Origin of the sequence: Micromonospora sp. U21 (assembly GCF_018070045.1) — a bacterium.
In the GTDB taxonomy this organism is placed as follows: Bacteria; Actinomycetota; Actinomycetes; order Mycobacteriales; family Micromonosporaceae; genus Micromonospora.
In genome coordinates, this window is the sequence record NZ_JAGPYK010000010.1 from 153,064 (window position 1) to 175,808 (window position 22,745).

The 22,745-nt window shown below is 72.3% G+C and carries 21 protein-coding genes; 14 read left to right on the plus strand and 7 right to left on the minus strand.

The features are described 5' to 3' along the window. Window positions 1-122 precede the first annotated feature (122 nt). From KBX63_RS16170 to nadC, 6 genes are all read left to right on the plus strand, one after another. The gene (locus KBX63_RS16170; RefSeq protein WP_247662459.1) at window positions 123-1,103 is read left to right on the plus strand and encodes a Rossmann-like and DUF2520 domain-containing protein; all 981 of its coding nucleotides are present in this window, start codon (window positions 123-125) and stop codon (window positions 1,101-1,103) included. Between the two features lie 55 nt (window positions 1,104-1,158). Beyond that, complete coding sequence (gene panC / locus KBX63_RS16175; protein WP_210912062.1) at window positions 1,159-2,007, plus strand: pantoate--beta-alanine ligase; 849 nt, start codon at window positions 1,159-1,161, stop codon at window positions 2,005-2,007. Between the two features lie 41 nt (window positions 2,008-2,048). After that, window positions 2,049-2,477: an aspartate 1-decarboxylase gene (gene panD / locus KBX63_RS16180; RefSeq protein WP_210912063.1), complete on the plus strand. Its 429-nt coding sequence runs from the start codon at window positions 2,049-2,051 to the stop codon at window positions 2,475-2,477. Window positions 2,478-2,573: 96 nt separating this feature from the next. After that, window positions 2,574-3,470 (plus strand): septum formation family protein, encoded by an 897-nt coding sequence (locus KBX63_RS16185; protein WP_210912064.1) that lies wholly within the window; start codon window positions 2,574-2,576, stop codon window positions 3,468-3,470. Window positions 3,471-3,578: 108 nt separating this feature from the next. Next, a complete protein-coding gene (locus KBX63_RS16190; protein WP_210912065.1) occupies window positions 3,579-5,273 on the plus strand; it encodes an L-aspartate oxidase in 1,695 nt (564 codons plus the stop codon). Next, entirely contained in the window at window positions 5,270-6,166 is an 897-nt protein-coding gene (gene nadC, locus KBX63_RS16195; RefSeq protein ID WP_210912066.1) for a carboxylating nicotinate-nucleotide diphosphorylase, read from the plus strand. The genes KBX63_RS16190 and nadC overlap by 4 nt, the downstream gene beginning before the upstream one ends. Before the next feature lie 18 nt (window positions 6,167-6,184). Here the strand turns inward: nadC and KBX63_RS16200 are convergent, their stop codons facing one another. Further along, window positions 6,185-7,276, minus strand: a complete 1,092-nt coding sequence (locus tag KBX63_RS16200) for a DUF5919 domain-containing protein (protein WP_210912067.1) — start codon at window positions 7,274-7,276, stop codon at window positions 6,185-6,187. A gap of 118 nt (window positions 7,277-7,394) precedes the next feature. Between KBX63_RS16200 and KBX63_RS16205 the strand changes: the two genes are divergently transcribed. Next, window positions 7,395-8,153 (plus strand): type III pantothenate kinase, encoded by a 759-nt coding sequence (locus KBX63_RS16205; RefSeq protein ID WP_210912068.1) that lies wholly within the window; start codon window positions 7,395-7,397, stop codon window positions 8,151-8,153. Between the two features lie 10 nt (window positions 8,154-8,163). Here KBX63_RS16205 and KBX63_RS16210 read toward each other — a convergent pair whose 3' ends face one another. Continuing rightward, window positions 8,164-8,907 (minus strand): class I SAM-dependent methyltransferase, encoded by a 744-nt coding sequence (locus tag KBX63_RS16210; RefSeq protein WP_210912069.1) that lies wholly within the window; start codon window positions 8,905-8,907, stop codon window positions 8,164-8,166. 88 nt (window positions 8,908-8,995) lie between these two features. Between KBX63_RS16210 and lysS the strand changes: the two genes are divergently transcribed. The 3 genes from lysS to KBX63_RS16225 all read left to right on the plus strand — a co-directional run bounded on the left by lysS (window position 8,996) and on the right by KBX63_RS16225 (window position 14,010). Further along, a complete protein-coding gene (gene lysS / locus KBX63_RS16215) occupies window positions 8,996-10,504 on the plus strand; it encodes a lysine--tRNA ligase (protein WP_210912070.1) in 1,509 nt (502 codons plus the stop codon). 111 nt (window positions 10,505-10,615) lie between these two features. After that, window positions 10,616-10,960: an Lsr2 family protein gene (locus KBX63_RS16220; protein WP_074318984.1), complete on the plus strand. Its 345-nt coding sequence runs from the start codon at window positions 10,616-10,618 to the stop codon at window positions 10,958-10,960. A gap of 518 nt (window positions 10,961-11,478) precedes the next feature. Further along, on the plus strand, window positions 11,479-14,010 hold the full coding sequence (locus KBX63_RS16225; RefSeq protein WP_074315081.1) for an ATP-dependent Clp protease ATP-binding subunit: 2,532 nt from the start codon (window positions 11,479-11,481) through the stop codon (window positions 14,008-14,010). A 332-nt stretch (window positions 14,011-14,342) separates the two neighbouring features. Here the strand turns inward: KBX63_RS16225 and KBX63_RS16230 are convergent, their stop codons facing one another. Beyond that, on the minus strand, window positions 14,343-15,254 hold the full coding sequence (locus tag KBX63_RS16230; RefSeq protein WP_210912071.1) for an A/G-specific adenine glycosylase: 912 nt from the start codon (window positions 15,252-15,254) through the stop codon (window positions 14,343-14,345). A 96-nt stretch (window positions 15,255-15,350) separates the two neighbouring features. On the opposite strand from KBX63_RS16230, the gene KBX63_RS16235 reads away from it, so the two are divergent. The 3 genes from KBX63_RS16235 (at window position 15,351) to KBX63_RS16245 (ending at window position 17,291) form a co-directional block, all read left to right on the plus strand. After that, window positions 15,351-15,863: a glycine cleavage system protein R gene (locus tag KBX63_RS16235; RefSeq protein ID WP_210912072.1), complete on the plus strand. Its 513-nt coding sequence runs from the start codon at window positions 15,351-15,353 to the stop codon at window positions 15,861-15,863. Further along, window positions 15,860-16,456, plus strand: a complete 597-nt coding sequence (locus tag KBX63_RS16240) for a peptide deformylase (RefSeq protein WP_210912073.1) — start codon at window positions 15,860-15,862, stop codon at window positions 16,454-16,456. The genes KBX63_RS16235 and KBX63_RS16240 overlap by 4 nt, the downstream gene beginning before the upstream one ends. Window positions 16,457-16,574: 118 nt before the next feature. Next, window positions 16,575-17,291, plus strand: coding sequence for a hypothetical protein (locus KBX63_RS16245; RefSeq protein WP_210912074.1), 717 nt, complete (start codon window positions 16,575-16,577; stop codon window positions 17,289-17,291). A gap of 6 nt (window positions 17,292-17,297) precedes the next feature. Here KBX63_RS16245 and disA read toward each other — a convergent pair whose 3' ends face one another. The 4 genes from disA to KBX63_RS16265 form a co-directional block, all read right to left on the minus strand. Beyond that, complete coding sequence (gene disA, locus KBX63_RS16250; protein ID WP_074318983.1) at window positions 17,298-18,482, minus strand: DNA integrity scanning diadenylate cyclase DisA; 1,185 nt, start codon at window positions 18,480-18,482, stop codon at window positions 17,298-17,300. A 131-nt stretch (window positions 18,483-18,613) separates the two neighbouring features. After that, on the minus strand, window positions 18,614-20,071 hold the full coding sequence (gene radA / locus KBX63_RS16255; protein WP_210912075.1) for a DNA repair protein RadA: 1,458 nt from the start codon (window positions 20,069-20,071) through the stop codon (window positions 18,614-18,616). An 84-nt stretch (window positions 20,072-20,155) separates the two neighbouring features. Continuing rightward, window positions 20,156-20,914, minus strand: coding sequence for a hypothetical protein (locus KBX63_RS16260; protein ID WP_210912076.1), 759 nt, complete (start codon window positions 20,912-20,914; stop codon window positions 20,156-20,158). 140 nt (window positions 20,915-21,054) lie between these two features. Then, a complete protein-coding gene (locus KBX63_RS16265; RefSeq protein WP_374102226.1) occupies window positions 21,055-21,894 on the minus strand; it encodes a UbiA family prenyltransferase in 840 nt (279 codons plus the stop codon). Window positions 21,895-21,940: 46 nt separating this feature from the next. Between KBX63_RS16265 and KBX63_RS16270 the strand changes: the two genes are divergently transcribed. Next, window positions 21,941-22,717: a methyltransferase domain-containing protein gene (locus KBX63_RS16270; RefSeq protein ID WP_210912077.1), complete on the plus strand. Its 777-nt coding sequence runs from the start codon at window positions 21,941-21,943 to the stop codon at window positions 22,715-22,717. The last annotated feature ends 28 nt before the right edge of the window (window positions 22,718-22,745 follow it).

Here is a 22,745-nt window from a genome sequence, read left to right on the forward strand (position 1 = left end):
GGCGTTAACAAGGGGCCCTTCCTTCGGTGGTGAAGGTTTTCACACATGCTTGTCCCGGTTCGGCGGGCCGGGCGCATACTTGCGATCGACCGGTACCCCTTCTCGAGGACTGGATCGTCGTCATGAGCGCACCGTTGCGCCCGCGTCCGGCGGCCCCGTACGGGCCCGCCGCATCGCGGGATCGCGCCGTCACCGGCGCCCCGGCTGCCGTCACCTCCCGCCTGCTCACCGTCGGCGTCGTCGGTGCCGGCCGGGTCGGTGCCGTGCTGGGCGCCGCACTCGTCGCTGCTGGCCACCGGGTGGTCGCCGTCGCCGGCGGCTCCGGGGCCAGCCGTGCCCGGCTCGCCCTGCTGCTGCCCGAGGTGCCCCGCCGCCCGGTTCCCGCCGTCGCCCACGCCGCAGCCGACCTGCTGCTGATCGCGGTGCCGGACGACGCGCTGGCCGGTGTGGTCGCCGACCTTGCCGACCGGGGCGCGCTGCGCCCGGGCCAGGTGGTCGCGCACACCTCCGGCGCGCACGGGCTGGCCGTGCTGGCGCCGGCTGCCGCGGTCGGCGCCCGGCCGCTCGCCCTGCACCCGGCCATGACCTTCACCGGTACGCCGGACGACCTGTCCCGGCTGGCCGGCATCTCGTACGGAGTGACCGCCCCGGCGGAGCTGCGCCCGCTGGCCGCCCGGCTGGTCGCCGATCTCGGCGGCGTGCCCGAGTGGGTGGGCGAGTCCGACCGCCCGCTGTACCACGCAGCGCTGGCGCACGGCGCGAACCACCTGGTGACCCTCGTGAACGAGGCGACCGACCGGCTGCGTGACGCCGGCGTGGCCCGGCCGGAGAAGGTGCTCGCCCCGTTGCTGCGGGCCGCACTGGAGAACGCGCTGCGGCTCGGCGACGACGCGCTGACCGGCCCGGTCTCCCGCGGTGACGCGGGCACGGTCCAGCGGCATCTGGCCCGGTTGGCCGCTACCGCACCGGAGTCCGTTCCCGCCTACCTGGCGCTCGCCCGGCGTACCGCCGACCGGGCGATCGCCGCCGGTCGGCTGCGGCCGGTGGACGCGCAGTCGCTGCTCGGCGTGCTCGCCGACACCAGCCGGGCGGTGAACGCGTGAGCGTACGGAGTGAGCCGATCTTGCGCGCCCCGCGGTCGCGAACCGAGGTGACGCGGTGACGCAGCTGGTGCACACCCGCGCCGACCTGGCCGAGGCTCGCGCCGGGCTGAAGGGCACGGTCGGTGTGGTGATGACCATGGGTGCCCTGCACTCCGGGCACGAGACGCTGCTGCGCGCGGCTCGGGACCAGGCCGACCACGTGCTGGTGACGATCTTCGTGAACCCGTTGCAGTTCGGGCCGAACGAGGACTTCGACCGCTACCCGCGGACACTGGACACGGACCTGGAGGTGTGCCGTCGGGCGGGCGCGGACCTGGTGTTCGCCCCGTCGGTGGCCGAGATGTACCCGGACGGTCAGCCGCGGGTGCGGCTCGACCCGGGCCCGCTCGGCGGGGAGCTGGAGGGCGCGAGTCGCCCCGGCTTCTTCCACGGGGTGCTCACCGTGGTGCTGAAGCTGTTCCAGCTCACCCAGCCTGACCTGGCGTTCTTCGGCGAGAAGGACTACCAGCAGCTCACCCTGGTCCGGCGGATGGCCCGGGACCTGGACGTGCCCGTCGAGGTGCTCGGTGTGCCGACCGTCCGGGAGTCGGACGGGTTGGCGCTGTCCAGCCGCAACCGCTACCTGAGCGAGCCCGAGCGGGCCGCCGCGCTGAGCCTGTCCGCGGCGCTGCGGGCCGGAGTCCAGGCCGCCGACGCCGGCCTGGACGCGGGGGCGGTGCTGACCGCCGCGCACGCCGTGTTCGGCGCCGGTACGCCGGGTGCCCGGCTCGACTACCTGGTGCTCACCGATCCCGAGCTGGAGCCGGGGCCGGTGTCCGGGCCGGCACGGCTGCTGATCGCCGCGTGGGTGGGCGCAACGCGGTTGATCGACAACATGGCGATCCACCTCGCCCCCCGCCGCTGACCCGGCCGCATCCTCAACCACTTTCGCGAAAGGCCATCCCGATGCTGCGGACCATGCTCAAGTCGAAGATCCACCGGGCCACGGTGACCCAGGCCGACCTGCACTACGTCGGTTCGGTCACGGTGGACGAGGATCTGCTCGACGCTGCCGACCTGCTCCCCGGCGAGCAGGTGGCGATCGTGGACATCACCAACGGTGCCCGGCTGGAGACGTACGTCATTCCGGGCGAGCGGGGCAGCGGCGTGATCGGCATCAATGGCGCGGCCGCGCACCTGGTGCACCCCGGTGACCTGGTCATCCTGATCTCGTACGGGCAGATGGACGACGCCGACGCCCGGTCGTACCGGCCGCGGGTGGTGCACGTGGACGCCGACAACCGGGTGGTCGAGCTGGGCGCCGATCCGGCCGCCGCGGCTCCGGGCACGGCCGGCGACCCGGTGCCCAGCCCATTGGCCGTGGCGAGCGTCTGATCCCGCGCGCGGCGATTCCGGTCTGTCACCGGAAGGTCATTTCCGGTTACCCTTGTCACGCCGTCGGAAGCTGGTCGGTGGCTGGGGGAGGCCGCGATGCGCCGTGCCATGACGACCCTGCTCGCCGCTGCCGTCACGGCAGTTCTGCTGGTCGGCTGCGCCGGAGCCGGTGACCTGGACGGTGATCTGACCGACGACTGGGCGGCGCTGCCGCCAGCGGCGGCGTTCACTCCGGCAGCGGCGGTGTGTCAGGCCGCCGACTTCACCGACGTGGTCACCCTGGCCAGCTACCAGCCGATGGACTGCGCCGGCCCGCACCGGCTGGAGACCGTGCACGTGGGCGCTTTCCCGGCCGAGCGGGCCACCGCCCCGGCCGGCGGCTCGGCGGAGCTGCGTGGCGCGTTCGCCGAGTGCGACACCCGGGCCACCGGGTACGTGGGCGACGACTGGCAGGCCGGCCGGCTGCGGTTGTCGGTGGCGCTGCCCTCGGTGCCGGGCTGGGCGGCCGGGTCGCGCTGGTACCGGTGCGACGTCAGCGAGTTGACCACGGTGGAGGCGGCGGCCACGGTGGTGGTCCGGTCGGGCAGCCTGCGGGACGCGTTGAAGGGGCCCTCCGGGCTGCGTCTGGGCTGCCAGCAGACCCGCGGCGGGGCCGGCCGGGGCGTGCGGACGCTGGTCCCGGTGGAGTGCGGCGTTCGGCACGACGCCGAGTTCGTCGGGGTGTGGCGGGCGCCGGACGGGCCTTATCCGACCCGGGATGCCGACTGGGCTCCGCTCTACACGGGTTGTCGTAGCGTCCTCGGGCGGTACGTCGGGGTGCCGGACGACGCCGAGCTGCGGTTCCGCAGCGGGGTGGTGGTCCGCCCGCCGGGCGCGGGGCGCTGGCGGGTCGGTGACCGGGGGGTCCGCTGCTATCTCTGGCTCAGCGACCGTACCGTGACCGCCTCGCTGCGGGGCGCGGGCCCGGCGGGGCTGCCGGTCCGGACGAAGTGACCACGGCCCGCCGGTCGGCGCGGCACGGTGGGTGCGGGACGGGGTAGTCCATACCACTCGTCCAGCCCCCGCCGCCCCGGACGAGGATGGTTCGGGTTGACTGGGGGAATGGACCTTCCGACCGTCGACCTGCCGGCCCTGCCCCCGTTGCTGGCCGCGCCCGCCCCCGGCTGGGTGGAGACCACCGACGTGATCGTGGTGGGTTCCGGGGTGGCCGGGTTGACCGCGGCGCTGCACCTGCGCGAGGCGGGCCTGCACGTCACGGTGGTCACCAAGGTCAACATCGATGACGGGTCGACCCGGTGGGCGCAGGGCGGCATCGCGGCGGTGCTCGACCCGAGGGACACTCCGGCGGCGCACGCCTCGGACACCGAGATCGCCGGCGTCGGGCTCTGCGACCCGGCGGCGGTCCAGGTGCTGGTCGAGGAGGGGCCGATCCGGCTGCGGGAGCTGATCCGGATCGGCGCCGAGTTCGACCGCCACCCGGACGGCTCGTTGATGCTGACCCGTGAAGGCGGGCACCGGGCGGACCGGATCGTGCACGCCGGCGGGGACGCCACCGGGGCCGAGGTGCAGCGGGCCCTGCACGCGGCGGTGCGGCGGGACCCGTGGATCCGGTTGGTCGAGCACGCCCTGGTGCTGGACCTGCTGCGGGCGCCCGGCGACGGCCCGGACGGGCTCGGACCGGCCTGTGGGATCACGCTGCACGTGCTCGGCGAGGGCAGCGAGGACGGTGTCGGCGCACTGCTGGCCCGGGCGGTGGTACTGGCCACCGGCGGGATGGGCCAGATCTTCGCGGCCACCACCAACCCGGCGGTTTCCACCGGGGACGGGGTGGCGCTGGCGATGCGGGCCGGCGCGGCGGTGACCGACGTGGAGTTCGTCCAGTTCCATCCGACCGCCCTGATCACGCCGCCCGGTGCCGGTGTGCCCGGCGCCGGGCACGCGCAGCAGCCGCTGGTCTCCGAGGCGCTGCGCGGCGAGGGCGCCCACCTGGTGGACGCGGACGGCAAGCGGTTCATGGTGGGCCAGCACGAGCTGGCCGAGCTGGCTCCCCGGGACGTGGTGGCCAAGGGCATCCACCGGGTGCTGCTCGCCACCGGCGCGGACCATGTCTTCCTCGACGCCCGGCACCTGGGCGGGGAGTTCCTGGCCGCGCGGTTCCCGACCATCGTGGCGTCCTGCCTGGCGATCGGCGTGGACCCGGCCACCGACCTGATCCCGGTCGCCCCGGCCGCGCACTACGCCTCCGGCGGTGTCCGTACCGATCTTTTCGGCCGCACCTCGATCCCCGGCCTCTACGCGTGCGGTGAGGTCGCCTGCACGGGCGTGCACGGCGCGAACCGCCTGGCCAGCAACTCGCTATTGGAGGGTCTGGTCTTCTCCCGGCGGATCGCCGACGACATCGCGGCGGGCCTGCCCGAGCAGGTCCGACCGGCGGACACCGGCGCGTGGCGCGGTGGTGCGGGCTGGGTGCTGCCGGCCGAGGCGACGCCGGCCCTGCAACGGGCGATGACCCGGGGTGCCGGGGTGCTCCGCTCGGCTGCCACGCTGGCCGAGACGGCCGGGACGCTGACCGAGCTGGGCGCCGCCCGAGGTCGGCCGCGGACGGCCGACTGGGAGGCGACAAACCTGCTCACCGTGGCATCGACGCTGGTGGCCGCCGCGTACGCGCGCGGCGAGACCCGGGGTTGCCACTGGCGGGAGGACTTCCCGACGGCCGACGAGCGGTGGTCGGGCCACCTGGTCGGGTCGATCGGGGCGCAGGGCGGGTTGACGCAGCAGTGGGAGGGACGGCCATGACGGAGTCGACGCAGCAGGCGTTGCGGGCGATCGGACTGGACCCGGCGCAGGTGCGGCGGGTGATCGAGGGCGCGCTGGTCGAGGATCTGGGGCCGGACTTCCTCGACGTCACCAGCGTGGCCACCATCCCGGCGGAGCAGACCGACACCGCCGACCTGGTGGCCCGCGCGGACGGCGTGGTGGCCGGGCTGGCCGTGGCCGCCGCCGTGTTCGAGCTGGTCGGCGAGGTGACCGGGTTCGGCCGTACCGTCGAGGTGTCGCAGGTGGCCCGCGACGGTGAGCGGGTTGCCCGCGGCGATGTGCTGGCGACGGTGACCGGGCCGACCCGGCTGCTCCTCACCGCCGAACGGACGGCGCTCAACCTGCTCTGCCGGATGTCCGGGGTGGCCACCCACACCCGGGCCTGGGCGGACGCGTTGGACGGCACGAAGGCGATGGTGCTGGACACCCGCAAGACCACGCCGGGCCTGCGGGCGCTGGAGAAGTACGCGGTGCGGGCGGGCGGCGGCACCAACAAGCGGATGGGCCTCTACGACGTGGCCATGATCAAGGACAACCACAAGCTCGCGGCCGGGGGCATCACCGCGGCGTACCGGCGGGTCCGGGAGGCGTTCCCGGAGGTGCCGGTGCAGGTCGAGGTGACCACGGTCGGCGAGGCGCTGGAGGCGGTGGACGCCGGCGCGGACTTCCTGCTCTGCGACAACATGACCCCGGAGAATCTGGCCGAGGCGGTGGCCGCGGTGGGTGACCGGGCGGAGCTGGAGGCGACCGGCGGGCTCACCCTGGAGGTGGCCGCCCGGTACGCCGCCACCGGCGTGGACTTCCTCTCGGTGGGCGCGCTGACCCACTCGTCGCCCATCCTGGACATCGCGATGGACCTGCGCGTCGAATGACGGATGCCTGATCGGGCTTCAGACGGTGGTCAGTGAGGTCGCGGCCAGATTGAAGATCACCCGGTTCTCGGTGTCCTGCCGGCCGTCCAGGCCGTACTTGGCCCGGAAGAGCTCCAGCACCCGGTTGTAGATCTCGGGCGCCAGCTCGTCGGCCTCGCCGATGGCGAAGACCTCGCCGGCCGCCTCGGGCCGGTCCAGCACGACGCTCAGCCCGGCCAGCCCGTGCCGGGCCACGTTGCGCACCAGGTCGGTGCCGGCGATGTACCAGTCGCCGTCGGAGCGTACGTAGAGCGCCTCGCAGGTCTCCAGGTCCCGCCCAGCCTGGCGCAGGCAGAGCCGCAGGCTGAGGCAGGCCTCCAGATCCTCCAGGGGCGCGGTCTCCCACAGCTCGGCGAACCGGTCGTCGACGAACTCGCCCAGCGGAGTGGAGACGAACGCCTCGATCTGCTGGGTGTCGAAGGTGCTGCCCTGCACCGGGAAGAACGAGATGAACGCCTTGCCGTCCCAGCGGTACATCTGCACCGAGGGGGCGGCGCTGTAGACCCGGACCTGGAGCCGGGCGCGGGCCGCTTCCGGCAGCTCCTCGCGGAGCCGGGCCAGGTGCCACAGGTTGTTGAGGATGGCCACCGAGGCGTCCCGTCGGCGCAGCTCCTCGCCGCGCAGCCGGACCGCCGGTGAGTCCGGGTCCAGCAGCAGCACCTTGACGGTGGCGCCGTTGGCGAGCGCGGAGCGCAGCGCGGCCACGAACCGGCTCGCGTACGGGCCCTCCAGCATGCTGGTCCAGGTCTCCAGGATGGCCACGATCTCCCGGCACTGGGCGACCCGTTCGATCAGCGCGTCCCGGTCCAACCGGGGATGCTCGATGATGCTGACCGTCTGGAGTTCGCGGAAGAGCGGGTTGAGCACCACATAGGTCAGCAGCGTCATGATCAGCGCGGCGCCGATGTTGAGGTAGAGGTCGCCGGCGAAGCTGCCGGTCTCCCGTCGGGACGCCTGCCACGCCCGCACGATCATCCAGATCGCGCCGCCGGCCAGAGCCACCAGCACGAGCACGTGGCGCCGACGCCGGCGCAGGGTGTTGCGCCCTCGCACCCACCACGTCCCCGACATGTCCGCTCCCCGTCCGGCCGCGCCGTGGATCGACCTGTGTTCATGTCGTGATGGCACCAGGATACGGTCCGCCGGCCGGTCCGCGCCCGCCCGGACGGTCGTTGTCTAGGCTTCGTGCGTGCTGCTCTGCATCGACATCGGAAACACCAACACCGTGCTGGCGACCTTCGACGGCGACAAGCTGGTGCACTCCTGGCGGATCAAGACCGACGCCCGCTCGACGGCGGACGAGCTGGGTCTGATGTTCCGGGGTCTGCTCGCGGGGGACAACGTCGAGATCACCGGCGTGGCCGCCTGCTCCACCGTGCCGGCCGCGCTGCGCTCGCTGCGCACCATGCTCGGCCGCTACTACGCCGACCTGCCGAGCGTGATCGTCGAGCCCGGGGTGCGGACCGGGGTTCAGCTGGCGATCGACAACCCGAAGGAGGTGGGCGCCGACCGGGTGGTGAACACCCTGGCCGCGTACACGCTCTACGGCGGGCCGTCGATCGTGGTGGACTTCGGTACCACCACCAACTTCGACGTGATCAGCGGTCGGGGTGAGTTCCTCGGCGGGGCGTTCGCCCCGGGCATCGAGATCTCCTTCGACGCGCTGGCCGCCAGGGCCGCCCAGCTGCGCAAGGTCGAGGCCACCAAGCCCCGCTCGGTGATCGGCAAGAACACCGTGGAGTGCCTCCAGTCCGGCCTGTACTTCGGCTTCGCCGGGCAGGTGGACCGGATCGTCGAGCGGATGACCGAGGAGTTGGGCGAGGTGAAGGCGGTGATCGCCACCGGCGGCCTCGCCTCGCTGGTGATCAACGAGTGCCACACCATCACCCACCACGAGCCGATGATCACACTGATCGGTCTGCGGATGGTCTACGACCGGAACCTGTGACCCCCGTGCTTCAGCGCCGGCGGGCGCGGAAGGCCAGTGTCCGGTACGGCAGCTCGAAGGTCTCCCGCCCGACGAGGTCCGGATGGCTGGCCAGGAGTCCCCGTACCTCTCGGTCGATCTTCTCCCGTTCCTCCATCGGCGCTGTGAGCCAGTAGGAGCGGGTGTGCAGCATGCCGAGCAGTTCGTCCGGGGTGAGCAGCGTCCGGTGCGCGAACTGGGCCACCTCCACCGGCCCGAAGGCCGGGCCGAAGCCGGTGACCTGTTCGAACAGGTTGGCCGAGTTGTCCCGGAGGTCGGCGATCCGGCTCAGCTCGACCACCCAGCTGGCCGCCCGGTCGTCACGGACGTTCCAGATCGGCGCGAACGTCCCGCCCGGCCGCAGCACCCGGGCGACCTCGGCGTGCGCGGGCTCCCTGTCGAACCAGTGGTAGGCCTGGCCGACCAGCACCCCGTCGGCGCTGCCGTCCGGTAGCGGCATCGATTCGGCGCTGCCGGCCAGGGCCGTTACGTCGGGGGTGGCGGCGTCCAGTTGGGCCCGCATGCCGGGGTCGGGCTCCACCGGCAGCACCTGGTGGCCCAGTGCCCGTACGGCCCTGGTCAGGATGCCGGTGCCCGCCCCGAGGTCGACGACCTGGGCGGCGTCGCTCAGCCCGTCAAGCGCCCAGCGGACCGCCTCTTGCGGATAACTGGGACGAAACCGGTCATAGTCACTCGCCGCGGCACCGAAGGAGAGGGCGTGAGTGTGATCGGCCATGAGGCGCAGGTTATCTGGTAACGACCCTCAGGGCGCTTGAGTACGCTCGGGCCTGACCCCCCGTATCTCCGTGACGAGGAAGCGTGCCGTGAGCGAGCAGAACGCCGTGCCAGTGGACCCCGCCGACGACCTTCCCGAGCAGATGAAGGTCCGCCGGGAGAAGCGGGACCGGATGATCGCCGACGGCATCGAGGCCTACCCGGTCGGATTCTCCCGCACCACCACCCTGTCCGAGGTCCGGGCGCGTTACGCCGACCTGCCGACCGACACCGCCACCGGCGACCAGGTCTCGGTCACCGGCCGGGTGATCTTCGTACGCAACACGGGCAAGCTCTGCTTCGCGACCTTGCGGGACGGCGACGGCACCGAGTTGCAGGCGATGCTCTCGCTGGACCGGGTCGGGCCGGAGCGGCTGGAGGCCTGGAAGCGGCTGGTCGACCTCGGCGACCACGTCGGCGTCACCGGCGAGGTGATCACCAGTCGCCGGGGTGAGCTGTCGGTGCTGGCCGAGCGCTGGGACATGACCGCCAAGGCGCTGCGGCCGTTGCCGGTGGCGCACAAGCCGCTCTCCGAGGAGGCGCGCGTCCGGCAGCGCTACGTCGACCTGATCGTCCGGCCGCAGGCCCGCCAGATGGTCCGTACCCGGTCCGCGGCGGTGCGCAGCCTTCGCGATTCGCTGCACGGGCAGGGCTTCATCGAGGTGGAAACTCCGATGCTGCAACTGCTGCACGGCGGCGCGGCGGCCCGACCGTTCGTGACCCACAGCAATGCGTTGAACACCGATCTGTATCTGCGAATCGCTCCGGAACTGTTTCTCAAGCGCGCCGTGGTCGGCGGTGTCGACCGTGTCTTCGAGATCAACCGCAACTTCCGTAATGAGGGTGTCGACTCTTCGCACTCACCCGAGTTCGCGATGCTGGAGACGTACGAGGCGTACGGCGACTACGACACGATGGCCGAGTTGACCCGCAATCTCGTACAAGAGGCGGCGGTCGCGGTCAGCGGCTCGACCGTGGTGACCCACGCCAGCGGTCGGGAGTTCGACCTGGGCGGTGAGTGGCGGTCGGTGACCCTGTTCGGGGTGCTTTCCGAGGCGCTTGGCGAGGAGGTCACGGTCCGCACCGACCGGTCCCGCCTGGTGGAGTACGCGGACAAGGTGGGATTGGCCGTGGACCCGAAGTGGGGCCCGGGCAAGCTGGCCGAGGAACTGTTCGAGGAGCTGGTCGTCCCCGGCCTGGAGGCGCCGACCTTCGTCCGGGACTACCCGGAGGAGACCAGCCCGCTCACCCGGGCGCACCGCAGCGAGCCGGGGCTGGCCGAGAAGTGGGACCTCTACGTTCTCGGGTTCGAGCTGGGCACCGCGTACTCCGAGCTGGTCGACCCGGTGGTGCAGCGGGAGCGGCTGGTGGCCCAGGCGCAGCTCGCCGCCCGCGGCGACGACGAGGCGATGCGTCTCGACGAGGACTTTCTCCGGGCGATGGAGTATGGAATGCCGCCGGCCGGCGGTATGGGAATGGGAATCGACCGGCTGTTGATGGCCCTGACCGGGCTCGGAATTCGGGAAACGATCCTCTTCCCGTTGGTCCGCCCCGAGTAGTCCGGCTCGGCTCGTGCCGCGTCGATACCGCATCCTATTGACGGGGCGAGCAGCGCGCGGGTTATTGTGCTCTCGTTAGCAGGAGCACCCTGCTCGAAAGGAATGTGGGACGTGGCCAAGCAGATCATTCACAAGCTGGTCGATGACCTGGACGGCGGGGACGCGGACGAGACCGTCAAGTTCGCGCTCGACGGCGTTCAGTACGAGATCGACCTGTCGAGTTCCAACGCCGCGAAATTGCGCGACGTATTCGCCCCCTACGTGGGCGCCGGCACCAAGGTGGGCCGGGGCGGCGTGGTGATCGGTGGACGGGCCGCCCGCGGCCGGGGCGGCGCGACCGCCGACCGGGAGCAGAACAAGGCGATCCGGGAGTGGGCCAAGAAGGCCGGCAAGGACATCTCGGACCGGGGGCGCATCCCGCAGGAGATCGTCGACGAGTACCACGCGAAGCGCTGATCCGTCAGCAGTCTGGTGGCCAGCGGCCGCCGCAGGGCGACACCGACGCCGGGCCGGAGCATTCTCCGGGCCGGCGTCGCCGTATTCCCGTCAGCCGCCGACCGGGCGCCGGAGGCCGGGCCCCGGGGTCGGGGAAGCATTCCCGCGCGACCGACGTTGTCCACAACCGGTGGAGCAGCTGTCCACAGCCTGTGGACAACCCTCCCCAGGGCCGGGTGCGGCGTTCGTCGCCGGCGTCGGTCCCCCTCCCCGGAGCCTTCCGGAGCCGGGAGAGGGCTTCCGTCGAGCCAGTCGGATTTCGCTCTGCGCGTAGCGACAGGGGTACCGGAACACCTTCTGAGCGCGGACGGTTGTTCAAAACGACGTGGAACCGACCCGTACCCGAGACACACGACCTCAGCTGAGTCGGTCAGCGACGATAGAGTAAGGAGGCACGGACGCCCGTCCCGGACGTTCGTGCACCGGCCCCGCCAAGATCTTGACCATCAAGGCGCACGGCACGTGAGGAGCACGAGGGCATGTTCGAGCGGTTCACCGACCGAGCGCGACGGGTTGTCGTCCTGGCCCAAGAAGAGGCCCGGATGCTCAACCACAACTACATCGGTACGGAACACATCCTGCTGGGCCTGATCCACGAAGGTGAAGGCGTCGCGGCAAAGGCCCTGGAGAGCCTCGGCATCTCCCTGGAGGGCGTCCGCCAGCAGGTCGAGGAGATCATCGGCCAGGGCCAGCAGGCGCCGAGCGGGCACATCCCGTTCACGCCGCGGGCCAAGAAGGTGCTGGAGCTGTCGCTGCGCGAGGCGCTGCAGCTCGGCCACAACTACATCGGCACGGAGCACATCCTGCTCGGTCTGATCCGCGAGGGCGAGGGCGTCGCCGCCCAGGTGCTGGTCAAGCTCGGCGCCGACCTCAACCGGGTCCGCCAGCAGGTGATCCAGCTGCTCTCCGGCTACCAGGGCAAGGAGCCGGCCGCGGCGGGCGCCGCGCCGGGTGAGGCCGCGCCGTCGACCAGCCTGGTGCTGGACCAGTTCGGCCGCAACCTGACCCAGGCCGCCCGTGAGGGCAAGCTCGACCCGGTCATCGGGCGCGAGAAGGAAATCGAGCGGGTCATGCAGGTGCTCTCCCGCCGTACCAAGAACAACCCGGTCCTGATCGGTGAGCCCGGCGTCGGTAAGACCGCCGTGGTGGAGGGCCTGTCCCAGAAGATCATCAAGGGCGAGGTGCCCGAGACGCTCAAGGACAAGCAGCTCTACACGCTCGACCTCGGTGCGTTGGTCGCCGGTTCCCGCTACCGCGGTGACTTCGAGGAGCGCCTCAAGAAGGTGCTCAAGGAGATCCGCACCCGCGGCGACATCATCCTGTTCATCGACGAGATCCACACCCTGGTGGGTGCGGGTGCCGCCGAGGGCGCGATCGACGCGGCGAGCATCCTCAAGCCGATGCTGGCCCGTGGTGAGCTGCAGACCATTGGTGCCACCACGCTCGACGAGTACCGCAAGCACCTGGAGAAGGACGCCGCGCTCGAGCGCCGGTTCCAGCCGATCCAGGTGGGTGAGCCGTCGCTGGCGCACACCATCGAGATCCTCAAGGGCCTGCGCGACCGCTACGAGGCGCACCACCGCGTCTCGATCACGGACGCGGCCCTGGTGGCTGCCGCAACTCTGGCCGATAGATACATCTCCGACCGCTTCCTGCCGGACAAGGCGATCGACCTGATCGACGAGGCCGGTGCCCGGATGCGGATCCGCCGGATGACCGCGCCGCCAGACCTGCGTGACTTCGACGAGCGCATCGCCCAGGTGCGTCGCGACAAGGAGTCCGCGATCGACGCGCAGGACTTCGAGCGCGCCGCCCAGCTGCGCGACAAGGAGAAGCAGCTCCTCGGCCAGAAGGCGCAGCGGGAGAAGGAGTGGAAGGCCGGTGACCTGGACGTCGTCAGCGAGGTTGACGACGAGCAGATCGCCGAGGTGCTCGGCAACTGGACCGGCATCCCGGTCTACAAGCTGACCGAGGAGGAGACCTCGCGCCTGCTGCGCATGGAGGACGAGCTGCACAAGCGCGTCATCGGCCAGGAGGACGCGGTCAAGGCGGTCTCGAAGGCGATCCGGCGTACCCGGGCCGGCCTGAAGGACCCGAAGCGCCCGTCGGGCTCGTTCATCTTCGCCGGCCCGTCCGGCGTCGGTAAGACCGAGCTGTCCAAGGCGCTCGCCGAGTTCCTCTTCGGCAGCGAGGACGCCCTCATCCAGCTGGACATGTCCGAGTTCCACGACCGCTACACGGTCTCCCGGCTGGTGGGTGCCCCTCCCGGCTACGTCGGCTACGACGAGGGCGGGCAGCTGACCGAGAAGGTGCGGCGTCGGCCGTTCTCGGTGGTTCTCTTCGACGAGATCGAGAAGGCCCACCCGGACGTGTTCAACACGCTGCTCCAGATCCTGGAGGACGGTCGGCTCACCGACGGTCAGGGTCGGATCGTGGACTTCAAGAACACGGTCATCATCCTGACGACCAACCTGGGCACCAGGGACGTCGCCAAGGCGGTGTCGCTCGGCTTCCAGCAGTCGGAGGACTCCGAGTCCACCTACGACCGGATGAAGCAGAAGGTCAACGACGAGCTCAAGCAGCACTTCCGGCCTGAGTTCCTTAACCGGATCGACGACACCATCGTCTTCCACCAGCTGCGCCAGAACGAGATCCTCTCGATCGTGGACATCATGATCCAGCGGATCGAGACGCAGCTGCGCAACAAGGACATGGGTCTGGAGCTGACCGACAACGCCAAGAAGTACCTGGCGCTGAAGGGCTTCGACCCGGTGCTCGGTGCCCGTCCTCTGCGTCGCACGATCCAGCGCGACATTGAGGACAACCTCTCCGAGCGGATCCTGTTCAACGAGCTGACCCCGGGTCAGATCGTTGTGGTGGACTGCGAGGGCGACCCGAACGACATCGACAAGTCCAAGCTCGTGTTCCACGGCGCGGACAAGCCGGTCGAAGTTCCGGACGCCGTGCCGGCCGATCTCGGCGGCACCGCCGCCGCAGGCGCGGACGAGTAGAACCAGCAGCAAGGGGCGGGGCCCCGGTGGTGAAAGCCACCGGGGCCCCGCCTTTTCGCTGTCCGTCGGCCCCGCCGCGCGCGGCTTCGACCTCGACGGTCGTCGTCCGCCTCGGCCGGTGTCGTTGCGGTGATCGACTCGGTGTCGGCGATGTCGCGGTGTCCTGGCGCCGTTGGCACCAATGTCGGCGATATGGAGTCGATCACCGACTCACGAGTCGGCCCGACGCCGGGCCTCCGGCAGAGCGGCACTGCCTCCTGGAGGCAGACGCCTGCGGCGCGCCTCGCCCCCGTGGCGGGCGGGCGGCCGGGTGCACCGAAGGTTTGGGCGGGTCAGGCGGTGAGGTCGGCGGTGGGCAGGGACGGGCCGTCGCCGGCGAGGCGGAAGGCGTCGGTGCCGACCGGTTCCACCAGCCCGTCCTGCACCAGACCGGCGAGGGCCCGGGCGCGCTGCACGTCGTCGGTCCAGACCTGGTCCAGCCGTTGGTGCGGGACCGGTCCGGTGGTCTCCCGGAGCACCCCGAGCAGCAGCCCGCGTACCTGCCGGTCGGTGCCCGCGTACCGCTGTGGTCGGCGGGTGGGCCCGGCCGGCGCCTCCTGCCCGGAGGCCCGCCACGCGCAGACCGACTCGACCGGGCAGGCAGCGCAGCGCGGTGACCGGGCCATGCAGATCACCGCTCCCAGCTCCATGAACGCCGCGCTCGCCAGCGCCGCGGCGGTCGGCTCCGAAGGCAGCAGCTCCTCGGTCGCGACCAGGTCGGCCGGCCGGGTGACGGTCCCCGCGTCCGGTTCGCCGGCCACCGCCCGGCAGACCACCCGGCGCACATTCGTGTCGACCACCGGGTGCCGCTGCCCGTACGCGAACGCGGCCACCGCCCGCGCCGTGTACGTGCCAACCCCGGGCAGCGCCAGCAACTGCTCCAGCCGGTCCGGCACCTGGCCGCCGTGCCGGTCCACGATCGCGACCGCGCACTCCCGCAGCCGGACCGCCCGGCGGGGGTAGCCGAGGCGCCCCCACATCCGGATCGCCTCGGCCGGGCTGTCCGCCGCCAGGGCGGCCGGATCCGGCCAGCGGACCATCCACGCCTGCCAGGCGGGGACCACCCGGACCACCGGCGTCTGCTGGAGCATGACCTCGCTGACCAGAATGGCCCACGGGCTGACGCCGGGCTCGCGCCATGGCAGGTCACGGGCGTGCTGTCGGTACCACTGGCTGACCAGGGTGGTGAAATCGGGTTGAGTCATCGCGCCGTCGATGATGTCACGAGGCGCGGTCCCGCTGGATGGGCGGCTCGGGCGGGGTGCCACGGCGGCGGCCGGCGGATCGGGCAGAATGCCCGGATGAACGAGCTCGCGATCACCGTCATCGGTCGGGACCGGCCGGGCATCGTGGCCGACGTCGCTGAGGTGCTGGCCCGACTGGGCGCCAATCTCACCGACAGCACCATGACCCGGCTGCGGGGGCATTTCGCGATGACCCTCATCTGCACCGGTCCGGCCGCCGCCGAGGTCGAGGCCGCGCTGGCGCCGCTGGCCGCCGAGGGCCAGCTTCTGGCGACGGTACGTGCGGTCACCCCGGACGGTGAGGTGGCCCCGGTGGGCGAGCCGTACGTGATGGCGGTGCACGGGTCGGACCGGATGGGCATCGTCGCGGCGATGACCCGGGTGCTGGTGGACGCCGGTGGGAACGTCACCGACCTGAGTACGCGGTTGGCCGGCTCGCTCTACGTGGTGCTGGCTGAGGTGGAGTTGCCGGCCGGCGTCGCCGACGGGCTGACCGACCGGTTGCATCGGACGGCTGGCGAGCTGGGTGTCGAGGTCACCCTCCGGCCGGCGGATCCGGATCTGCTGTGACCGGCGAGCTGAGCGGCCCGGACACCGGCCGGAACGTCGGGACGTACGTCGGCCTGGGCGAGTGGACGCCGGAGTCGCTGGCCGTGCCGGGCGAGGTGCGTGCGGTGGTGTCTGCCCCGCACCCGGTGCTGAGCCGGGCCGGTGGCGAGGTGGATCCGACCGCGGCGGAGACGATCCGGCTGGCCGTCGACCTGGTCGCCACCATGCGGGTGTCGCCGGGTTGCGTCGGCCTGGCCGCACCGCAGATCGGCGTGGCCGCCCGGGTCTTCGCCGTCGACGTGACCGGGCATCCGAAGGCGGTCACCGTGCACGGCACCTTCGTGCTCTGCAACGCTCGCGTGGTCGAGGCGACCCGGTGGAAACCGGGCCGGGAGGGGTGCATGTCGGTGCCGGACCTGACCGGGGACGTGAAGCGGGCCAGCCGGTTGGTGGTGGAGGGCGACCTGCCGGGCAGCGGAAAGCCGGTCCGCCTGGTGACCGACGGCTTCGAGGCGCGGGCGTTGCAGCACGAGATCGACCACTGCGCCGGGCTGCTCTTCCTCGACCGGGTGGCCGGCGCACACGCCGTCTACCAGCGCAAGGTCTACCTCTGACGGCGCGCCGGGCGACCGACGCATTCGTCCTCAGTGGACGGTTTTCGGGTCGTGCCCGCGGCGCTCCGGCGCGTCGCGGCGGACTGGCGGGTGCGGCGCCGCTACGGTGGGAGGCATCATGCGTCTGACGGTCGGCCCCCTGCCACCCGCCGTGTACTGGCGGCGTCGCGCCGTCGTACTCGGAGCGGGGCTTCTCTTCCTGATTGTCCTGCTCTACTCCTGCACCGGCTCGGGTCGCTCCGACGGTCGACCGCAGGCGGGGGCGACGCCGACGTCGGCTCCGACGTCCGCCGCGACCCCGGGTCCCGGTGGGCCGGTGTTGACCCCGCAGACCGGCGCTCCGCCGGCGTCCGCCGATCCTGACACCGTGAGTCCGAGCCCGGAGGTCACCAGCAACGAACCGCCACCGGGTTCGGCTGCCGGGTCGGTGGACGACGGCACCTGCACCGACGCCGAGATCAGCGTGACGTCGGTGGCGCGGCCCACCTCGGTGCAGCGCGGGGTGGTGGTCGACCTCCAACTAAAGATCAAAAACACCTCGGACCGGACGTGCAGCCGGAACGTCGGCGCCGACCTCCAGGAGATCTTCATTAAGTCCGGCGCCGAGAAGGTGTGGTCGTCGGACACCTGCGGCAAGGTCAAGGGTTCGGACGTGCAGTCCTTCACGCCCGGCTTCGAGCGTGCCTACGAGGTGGGTTGGAACGGGCGGGACACCAGCCGGTGCGACAGCGGCGGGTTGGCCGCCGGCCCGTTCCCGCCCGCTGGGACGTACCAGGTGTTCGCCCGGGTCGGCACCAAGCACAGCGCGCCGGTGAAGATCACCATCACCGGCTGAGCCGGGTCAGACGTACCGCTCCAGGATGGATGCCTCGGCGAGCCGGGACAGCCCCTCGCGGACGCCCCGGGCCCGGGCGTCGCCGACCCCCTCGACGGCCTGCAGGTCCTCCACCGTCGCGCCCAGCAGCCGCTGGAGGCTGCCGAAGTGCACCACCAGCCGGTCGACCACCGGCACCGGCAGTCGGGGCACCTTGGCCAGCAGTCGGAAGCCCCGAGGGCTGACCGCGGCGTCCAACGCGTCCGATGCGGCCGGGTAACCGATCGCCTTGGCCACCGACACCAGGTCGATCAGCTCGGTGGCGCCGAGCAGATCCAGCTCGACCAGCGCCTCGTCCAGAGTGCGGGACTTGCGGCCGACCGGGAGGTAGTCCCGGATGACCAGCGTCCGGTCGGCGTCCACGCCGGCCATCAGCTCGTCGAGCTGGAGGGCGAGCAGGCGGCCGTCGGTGCCCAGCTCGACCACGTAGCCGGCGATCTCGTCGGCGATCCGGCGGACCATCTCCAGTCGCTGCACCACCGCCACCGCATCCCGCACGGTGACCAGATCCTCGATCTCCAGAGCGGAGAGCGTCCCGGAGACCTCGTCCAGCCGGAGCTTGTAGCGCTCCAGGGTGGCCAGCGCCTGGTTGGCCCTGGAGAGGATGGCCGCCGAGTCGTCGAGCACGTGCCGCTGACCGTTGACGTAGAGGCTGATGATGCGCATCGACTGGCTGACCGAGATGACCGGATAGCCGGTCTGCCGGGCGACCCGCTCGGCGGTGCGGTGCCGGGTGCCGGACTCCTCGGTCGGGATGGACGGGTCGGGCATCAGGTGCACGGCCGCCCGGACGATCCGGGTGCCGTCGCTGGAGAGCACGACCGCGCCGTCCATCTTGCAGAGCTCCCGTACCCGGGTCGCGGAGAACTCCACGTCCAGGGGGAAGCCGCCGGTGCACAGGCCCTCGACGACCTTGTCGTAGCCGAGCACGATGAGCGCGCCCGTGCGGCCGCGCAGAATGCGCTCCAACCCGTCCCGCAGCGCGGTGCCGGGCGCCATCAGGGCGAGGTTCGCCCGCAGGGGGTCCCCGGCGCTCCCGGCGGCTCCCGCGGTCACGCTCACGCTGATCGGACGGGCGGGCGAGCCCACGCCGCCGGTGCGGGCGTGAGGCGGCGCGCCGGCAGGCTTGGTGGTATCGCGGTCGATCGGCACGGGCACAGTCTACGGACTGCCGTGCGGTGGGTGCTGTCGTGGTTACTGTGATGTGTCACGATGCTGCCCCTCCAACCGTTTCCCGCTTGCGGCGCGCTGTCCGGTATCGCCGTCCCCGTCGGCACGGTGCGTCACTCGGCGGACGCGCGGGCCGCGTGGTGCAGCGCCGAGCGGACGTCCGTGACCTCGGTCACCCGCATCTGCTCGGGACCGGCGCCGGTGCTGGTCGGGCCGCAGCCGGGCGGGACCAGGGCCACCTTGAACCCCAGCCGGGCCGCCTCGGCGAGCCGGCGCGGAACCGCCCCGACCCGGCGCACCTCGCCGGTCAGCCCCACCTCGCCGATCGCCACCAGGTGCGGCGCGATGGCCAGGTTGAGCCCGCCGGAGGCGACCGCCAGCGCGACCGCCAGGTCGGCTGCCGGCTCCACCACGCGGATGCCACCCACGGTGGCCGCGAAGACCTCCCGGTCGTGCAGGGTGAGCCGCTCGGTGCGGCGTTGCAGCACCGCGAGCACCATCGCCAGCCGGGCCGAGTCGAGGCCGGAGACGGTGCGTCGGGGCGAGCCGGCGACCGTCGCGCCGATCAGCGCCTGCACCTCGGTGACCAGCGCCCTGCGCCCCTCCATCGCCACCGTCACGCAGGTGCCCGGCACCGGCTCGGAGTAACGGGTCAGGAACAGCCCGGACGGGTCGGCCAGGCTGCTGATGCCGCCCTCGTGCATCTCGAAGCAGCCGACCTCGTCGGCCGCCCCGAACCGGTTCTTGACGCCGCGCACCAGCCGCAGCGAGGAGTGCTTGTCGCCCTCGAAGTGCAGCACCACGTCGACCAGGTGCTCCAGCACCCGGGGCCCGGCCACCTGGCCGTCCTTCGTGACGTGCCCGACCAGCACCGTGGCGATGCCCCGCTCCTTGGCGACCGAGACCAGCGCGGCGGTGACCGCCCGGACCTGGGTCACCCCACCGGGCACGCCCTCGGTGCCGGTCGTCGAAATGGTCTGCACCGAGTCGAGCACCAGCAGGCCCGGCTTGACCGCGTCGAGGTGCCCGAGCACCGCCCCCAGGTCGCTCTCCGCCGCGAGGTAGAGCTGGTCGTGCAGGGTGCCCATCCGCTCGGCGCGTAGCCGGACCTGACTGACCGACTCTTCTCCGCTGACCACCAGCGAGGGACTGCCGGCGCCGACGGCCCACTGCTGTGCCACGTCGAGCAGCAGGGTGGACTTGCCCACGCCGGGCTCGCCGGCGAGCAGCACCACCGCGCCCGGCACCAGGCCGCCGCCGAGCACCCGGTCGAGCTCGCTCACACCGGTGGGCCGGGCGCGGGCCGGCGCGGCGCTGATGGTGGCGATCGGCCGGGCCGGCTCGGACGGCAGCCGGGAGCTGACCACCCGACCGGAGACGGTCGGCCCGGTCACCGTGCACTCGACCACCGAGCCCCACTCACCGCACTCCGGGCAGCGCCCCACCCACTTGGGCGGCTGGTGGCCACAGGCGTCGCACTCGTACGCCGGACGTGGCTCGCGGGCGGTGGACCGACCGCGGGCGCCGCCGGCCGTGCCGCCGCGCGGAGAGGTCGATCGGGGAGTGGTCACATCAGGACGCTAGCCCTCGCGTACGACGAAAACACCCCGGCGTGGTGGTCACCACGCCGGGGCGTTCGTCGATCTCACGTGTGGTCAGCCGTGGTTCGAGCCGCCCTCGTCACCCTCGTAGCCGCCCTCGCGCTCGATGATCGGCGAGGGGGGAGCCGCCGGGGTGAGCGGCACCGCGATCGGCGCGGCGCCGGTGACCGTGTTGCCGTTGCCGAAGTCGAAGGTCACGAAGACGTTCTGGCCGGAGCGCAGCTCCTCGGTCAGACCGATCAGCCGGAGCTGCTGGGTGGCCTCGGAGTTGAGCTGGAGGTAGCTCAGCGGAGCCAGCTCGATCCGGGCAGGCTGGCCCGGAGTGGAGGGGCTGGCCGAGCCCGACGCCCGCGCCGACTCCGGGGCGGACGGGGTGGCCGAGGACGACCCGGTCTCCGACGGGGTCGCCGACGGGCTGGCCGAGCCGGACCTGGAGGCGGACGGGCTGACGGAGGCCGACTCCGAGGCGGACGGCGACGGGCTCGCGGAGCCGCCGGTGATCACCACCTCGCGGGCGTCCTCGGTGGTGACGGTGACCGTCACCGTGTCCTTCGAGTCGTTGTAGATCACGGCGTTGAGCGCCGCGTCCTGCCCCGCCCGGTAACCCTCGGTGCCCGGGTAGTCGACCAGCAGGCCACGCACCACGAAAGCGCCGTTGCCGGCCGAGAGGTTGACGCCCTGGACCGACGGCTCCTTGTTGGCGGTCTCGGCGATCTGGCCGGCGCCGCACCCGGACGCCAGCAGGCTGGTCGCCGCCGCAATCCCGGACAGCAGCAGGGCCGCCCGCCGGGATCCCCTGATCGAGCGCGTCACGTCGGTCCTCCTCGTCACGATCCCCACCCGGCCACACGCCGGGCACGGTGGCCATACCCGCGCAGACCGCGCTCCAGGGTAGTTGGGGCTGATCGAGGCCCGCACGCGGACCCGGGCAATGCCACCTTCCCGGGTGCCGGTCACACCACCCGACCGCTCGCCACCAGCAGGACCACGTCGATGAGAGCCACCAGCATCACCGCCCGGAAGGCGGCCACCGGCCGGCGGCCGGCCCGGACCGCCGAGCGCCCGGCGTACCAGCTCAGCGCCGGCACCACGGCGGCCGCGCCGACCGCCGTCAACCCGATCGCCGACGGTGGCCCGGGCGGCCCGAGGACCAGGGCAGCGGTCGCCGCGAGGAGTAGCCCGGCCGCGGCGGCCCGGCTGCCGGCGGCACCCAACCGGTGCGGCAGGCCCCGCACCCCGGTGCGGGCGTCGTCGGCCAGGTCAGGCAGGACGTTGGCGAAATGCGCACCGGCACCCAGGCAGGCGGCCGCCGCCAGCAGCCAGGCCGGCGGAGTCGGCTCGCCGGGCAGTCCCAGCACCACGAAGGCGGGTAGCGCACCGAAGGAGACCGCGTACGGCAGCACCGAGAACGCGGTGGCCTTGAGCGGCCAGTCGTAGAGCAGTGCGGAGACCAGGGCGACGGTGAGCCAGAACGCCGCCGTGGGGTTCGTGGTCAGCGCCAGCAGCGGGCAGGCCACCGCGGCCGCCGCCGCAGCCCCGGCCGTGGTGCGGCGGCCGACCGCGCCGGCAGCGACCGGCTTGTCGGTACGCCCCACCGTGGCGTCCCGCTCGGCGTCCAGCGCGTCGTTGGTCCAGCCCACGGCGAGCTGGCTGGCCAGCACTGCGAGCACCACCGACACGACTCCGGCCGGCCGGTGCCCCACTCCCCAGGCCAGCAGACCAGCCACTGTGGTCACCGCCGCGGCCGGTTCCGGATGGCTCGCCCTGACCAGCCCTAACACCCTCGACGACATAAGGGAAGTCTGGTCGTTACCGAGCAGTCGTGCCACGCTCGGAGCCATGCGAGACGTGGCTGCGGCCGCGGCGTCCACCGGCCCCCGGGTGCTGCCGCGCAACGATCCGCGCCAGTACGACGATCTGGCCGGTGAGTGGTGGCGGCCGGATGGCGCGTTCGCGATGCTGCACTGGCTGGCCGAGGCCCGTGCGGCGCTGGTGCCACCGGCTTCCCGCCCCGACGCGCTCCTGGTCGACCTGGGCTGCGGCGCCGGGCTGCTCGCGCCGCACCTGGCCGGTAAGGGATACCGGCACGTCGGGGTCGACCTGACCCGTTCGGCGCTGGTCCAGGCCGCCGGGCACGGAGTCCGCGTGATCCAGGCCGATGTCACCGCGGTCCCACTCGCGGATGGCTGCGCCGACGTGGTCTCCGCCGGCGAGTTGCTCGAACACGTGCCGGCCTGGCCGCGCGCGGTGGCGGAGGCTTGCCGGCTGCTGCGCCCGGGCGGTCTGCTGGTGCTGGACACCCTGAACGACACCGCGCTGGCCCGGCTGGTCGCGGTGCGGATCGCCGAGCGACTGCCGACCGTGCCGCGCGGCATCCACGATCCACGGTTGTTCGTGGACGCCCGGGCGCTGGTGGCCGAGTGTGCCCGGCACGGCGTCGAGTTGCGGCTGCGTGGCATCCGGCCGCAGGTCGGCGGCCTGGTCACCTGGCTGCTGCGGCGGGCCCGCGCGGCCCGGACGCCCGGTGCGGCGTCGCCGACCGGCCGTGCTCCACGGATCGTGCCGACCCGGTCGACCGCCGTGTTGTACCAGGGCCGGGGTGTCCGCAACGGATAGTCGGGCCGTGGCGGGGGTAAGGGACGCC